Source organism: Streptomyces sp. NPDC059092 (assembly GCF_042756365.1).
Classification (GTDB): domain Bacteria; phylum Actinomycetota; class Actinomycetes; order Streptomycetales; family Streptomycetaceae; genus Streptomyces.
The window spans coordinates 1-4,247 of the sequence record NZ_JBHZEJ010000140.1; the positions used below are offsets into that span (position 1 = coordinate 1).

Annotated in this window: 3 protein-coding genes; 1 reads left to right on the plus strand and 2 read right to left on the minus strand. The window is 67.4% G+C overall.

Features of this window, described 5'->3' with window-relative positions:
• The first annotated feature begins 257 nt into the window (after positions 1–257).
• Positions 258–776: a GNAT family N-acetyltransferase gene (locus tag ACFXPL_RS36905; RefSeq protein ID WP_384927550.1), complete on the plus strand. Its 519-nt coding sequence runs from the start codon at positions 258–260 to the stop codon at positions 774–776.
• Positions 777–812: 36 nt separating this feature from the next.
• Here ACFXPL_RS36905 and istB read toward each other — a convergent pair whose 3' ends face one another.
• Both istB and istA read right to left on the minus strand, forming a co-directional pair.
• Positions 813–1,646, minus strand: coding sequence for an IS21-like element helper ATPase IstB (gene istB / locus ACFXPL_RS36910; RefSeq protein WP_384927551.1), 834 nt, complete (start codon positions 1,644–1,646; stop codon positions 813–815).
• Between the two features lie 75 nt (positions 1,647–1,721).
• On the minus strand, positions 1,722–3,263 hold the full coding sequence (istA, locus tag ACFXPL_RS36915; RefSeq protein ID WP_384927552.1) for an IS21 family transposase: 1,542 nt from the start codon (positions 3,261–3,263) through the stop codon (positions 1,722–1,724).
• Between the last annotated feature and the right edge of the window lie 984 nt (positions 3,264–4,247).

Consider the following 4,247-nt stretch of genomic DNA (forward strand, 5'->3'; position numbering starts at 1 on the left):
ACATCACAGCGATCAGCTCAGCAACAGTCACCCGGCATGATCACGAGTCATCGTGATCGACATCTTGGATTTCACGGAACTCGCGACAGAGCCTGCTGTATCCGTGTGAGCGGACATTTGCTGTCCTTCTGGGCGGACAGTTGATCTCCCTGTCCGGTGTGACAATTGGTCCCCGGTTTGGTCTAACCGCTCAGCCTGTTTGGGGTAGGTCTCGTGGGGTGGCCGGGGTGTGCTTGGCCTCTGTAGTGTCCCGGGGTATGGGAGCCGATCTTGAGCTGCGCGCGTTCACCCTTGCGGACGCTGGTGTGATCGTGTCGTGGATATCCGGGCCGGCCGAGCTGTTGACGTGGGCTGGTCCTGGGTTCACCTGGCCGTTGGATGATCGGCAACTCGCCGCCTATGTGGTGGAGCCGGGGCGCCGGACCTGGATGGGAGTCGGTCCGGACGGCCAGCTCGTGGGGCATGCGTCGCTGCGGTTGGACGCTGATGGCGTGTCTGCCAGGCTCGGGCGGGTGCTCGTCGCCCCGGATGTCCGCGGTCAGGGATGCGGGGCCGCGTTGCTGACTCAAGTGCTGACGTTCGCCTTTGCCCAACTGGGCCTGGAGCGGGTGGAGCTGGGGGTCTTTGCCCACAACGGCAGCGCGGTGCGGCTTTATGAACGCCTCGGGTTCCGCGTGGACCAGGTGCTTCCCGATGTGGAACGAGTGGACGGGCAGTCCTGGTCCGCGCTGCAGATGGGCCTGGCGAGGGAAGACTGGCCCGCAGGCGTCGGATAGAGGAGGCAGGGATGCCAGGGCCCTGGTGGTACCGGTTCACGCGCTCAGTGGGACGACGCCCTGGCCGGTGGTGGCCTGGGTCAGCCGCAGGCTGGAGCCTTCGGTGAGGACGATGTGCGCGTGGTGCAGAAGCCGGTCGACGGCTGCGGTGGCCAGTGTCTTGGGCATGATCGAGTCGAAGCCTGAGGGGTGCAGGTTCGAGGTGACGATCACCGAGCGGCGTTCGTAGGCGGCGTCGATGACGCGGTAGAACGCTTCGGCGGCGGCCTGTCCGGACGGAAGCATCTCGATGTCGTCGACGACGATGAGGTCACACCGGGTGATCTTCGCGACGGCCTTGGCGACGGTGTTGTCGACGGTGGCCCGGCCCAGGTGAGCGGTGAGCGATTCCAGCGTGAACCAGCAGACCTTCATGCCTTCGTCGATCGCTTTGTTCGCGAGGGCCTCGGCGAGGTGGCTCTTCCCCGTGCCGGAGGGCCCGGCAACCGCCAAGTTCTCTGCCCGGGAGATCCACTCCAGCGTCATCAGCGCGTGCTGGGTCGGCGCCGGGATCGAGGAATCCGTCTCCCGCCAGGAGCCGAAAGTCTTCCCGGACGGGAGCTGGGCGAGCCGGCGGTGGTTGCGGCGAGTGGCCTCGTCCCGGCCCTTGATCTCTTCCTCCAGCAGAATCCGGACCACCTCGGCCGGGTCCCAGCGTTGCGAGCGAGCGGTGGCGAGGACCTCGGGGGCCGCCCGGCGCAAGTACGGAAACCTCATCCGCTTCAGGACGGTCTCCAGCTCGGCGGGGATCGGCGGCGGTGTCGGCGACGGAGGAACCGGGTACGGGGCTGGAACGATCTCGGGCGGATCGGCAACAGCAGTGGTGGGCATCATCAACTGCCTTTCTGCGGTGTACTGTTCGGGCTTTACTGTTCCCGGGCCGCTTCGCGGCCCGGGAACAGTGGATCAGGAAGCCGGGCGGCCGAAGTCGGCCCAGGCGGAGGTGCCGGGCTGGACGGAGTGTGTCTCGTCGGCGACGACGAGATCGGCGGGGCGGGTGCCGTGCCGACGGTGCTGGACGATGGACATCAGGTCGTCCTCGGCGAACCGGCCCGCGGTCGCCGCGAGACCCAGGCCCAGGTCGACCTCCGCAGGGCCGATGAGGGCGGCGAGCTCGACAGCGGCGGCCATCTTCACCCGGATCCGGGTGGTGCCCGCAGCGCCGGCCTCGATCAGCCAGGACTTCGCCCCGGGGCCGAGCCGGAGGAAGGCTTCCTCGGCATCGTTGACGGGTTTCGGTTTGAGCTGGCGCGGGGAGCCGTCCATCTCCTGAGGATGGTTCGGATAGTGCGCCAGGTCGATGGCGGGCCGACCGGGCAGGGACAGGGGATGGCGGGCGACTTCCATCAGACCGGCCGGCCCCTGCATCCACTCCGGCCGGTGTGCGAGCCGGGACAGGTCCACCACCACGACGAGTTCCTCGCCGTCCGCGCGGACCCAGGCTTCCTGGCCGACCAGGCCCGGCGGGGTCGAGTACCGGACCGAGCCGAAACGGACGGTCTGGTCCCGCAGCACCTGGCGGGACTCCCCGAGAGCGAGGGTGTGAGGGGCCATGGGCAGTGGGTGCAGACGGGAGCGTTCGACGTCCAGCGCGGAGGCCGGGGTCCTGCCCGTCTCGCGGTGGACGCGAGTGTTGACCTGCTGGCAGAAGATCGCGCAGGCCCCGCGGAGCTCGGCAAAGCTGCCGTACTTCTCCCGCAGATTCACGGACGTGGGGATCAGATCTGCCTTCGCGATGCGCACGGTGGCCTCCGAGCCGCCCTTCGACTCGGGATCGAACGGGACACATGTGTGTACTTGCAGGCCGTAATGGCGCCCCGCGGCAACGACTTGAGGATGACGGACCGCGATCCCGGCGACCCGGTCGATGGTCATCGTCTTCTCGTTGTCGGTGAGCACATAGGTCGGTGCCCCGCCGATCGCCCGCAACGTGGAGTCGAGGCACGAGATCACCGTGGGCAGGGTTCGGTCCCAGACCGGGATCACCACCCGGAACCGCGACCAGGCCAGCCACGCGCAGAACAACAGCGTCTCACGCTCGCTTCCACCGCCCGGACCAGGCACTTTCGGGCCCCATCCCCAGTCGAACTGCAACCAGAGACCGGGCTCGGTGATCCACGGACGGTAAGTACGACGGTGGCCGGCCCGCCAGCGTTCCTTCGCCCGCGCGACCGCCCGCCGCGTCGTCCGCTCGTCCCCGGCGAACCCAAGCAGCTGGAGGCGTTCGTGGAGCTTGTCGGCCCGCACCGTGCCCTGCGACCGGTCGACCCACTCCTCGATCTTCGGCATGAACGGGTCGATCACCTTCGGCCGGCTCACCGGACCGCCCGTGGGGCGACCCGCGTCCCTCATTCGTGCGTACCGGCGCACGGTCTTCGGATCGACCCCCGCCAGCGCAGCCGCCGAATGCGCACACTCGGTTGCGTCGAGAGCCTCGAAGATTTCCATGATCTCCCTGTCAGACTTCTTCACGATCCCTCCGGAGGATGAGTTGGTTCGCTGCCAGGCAGCACCGAGCCAACCCCCGGAGGGATCACCTGTTCGGAATCGACACGAATGGGTCCACGGAAAGGGAGATCAACTGTCCGCAGATCAGGACCCGACTTGTCCGCCTACAAGGATCTTGCGCCGTCCGCTCTCAGAAGCCGCTGCCAGACTCCGCGCAGCTGGACACCAGGAGCCGTGACCTGACGAGTTCGGCTGGTGACGATCCACCCGTTGCCGCCTATCAGAGTGGAAGGGCCTCATCAACCATCGTCTTCAGGTCTGCCGGCAGATCAGGTGAGTCCCGCCAGTTCTGGGCGATCAGCAAGAGCACGACCCATGCGTCACGCCCCTCAGCGTTCGACTGCCCGGAAAAACCGTGTCCAGCACCCGCCTGGCAAGACCGTCGACAACCTCATACAGGGCATTCGAGACCTTGCTCACGTCATCCAGAGGCGAGCCCGCAGCATGAGACGGTGCACCGTCGAGCCGGATGGTGACTGAGGCAGCCGAGTACGTCCTTCCATGGAGGAAGTCCGTACGACCGGCTGGACGCGGCCTGCACCGATCCTGCCACTCACACCGTCCAGGCCGACAACGGCGATCGCTACCTGGTCTGCGACGGCCACGCCCTGACCGCCCGCACTCAGATCACCGACGGCCAGGTCCTGCCCGGCCTGCCCGCCTGAGCACCCAGAGGAACCCCACCGTGGACGACGACGCCTACCCTGTACTGCTTACTAATAGGGTGCAAGGAACGGTCCGGCCCCGGCCCCGGCCGGACGTCCCGGCGGCCCTCCCAACGAAGCCCTGACGGGCATCTCCAGCACCGGCCGGACCTTGCACCCCTCCGCTAGGCAGTGTCCTGGCGATCATGAGCGGAGCCATATGACGAGGGCGGCCGCGGTGACGGTTCCGAGGTAGACGTAGCCGCGCTTGTCGAACCTG

Coding starts and splice junctions, on each gene's coding strand:
- ACFXPL_RS36905 (WP_384927550.1), top strand. CDS start 258: ATGGGAGCCGATCTTGAGCTGCGCGCGTTCACCCTTGCGGACGCTGGT.
- istB (WP_384927551.1), bottom strand. CDS start 1,646: ATGCCCACCACTGCTGTTGCCGATCCGCCCGAGATCGTTCCAGCCCCG.
- istA (WP_384927552.1), bottom strand. CDS start 3,263: ATGGAAATCTTCGAGGCTCTCGACGCAACCGAGTGTGCGCATTCGGCG.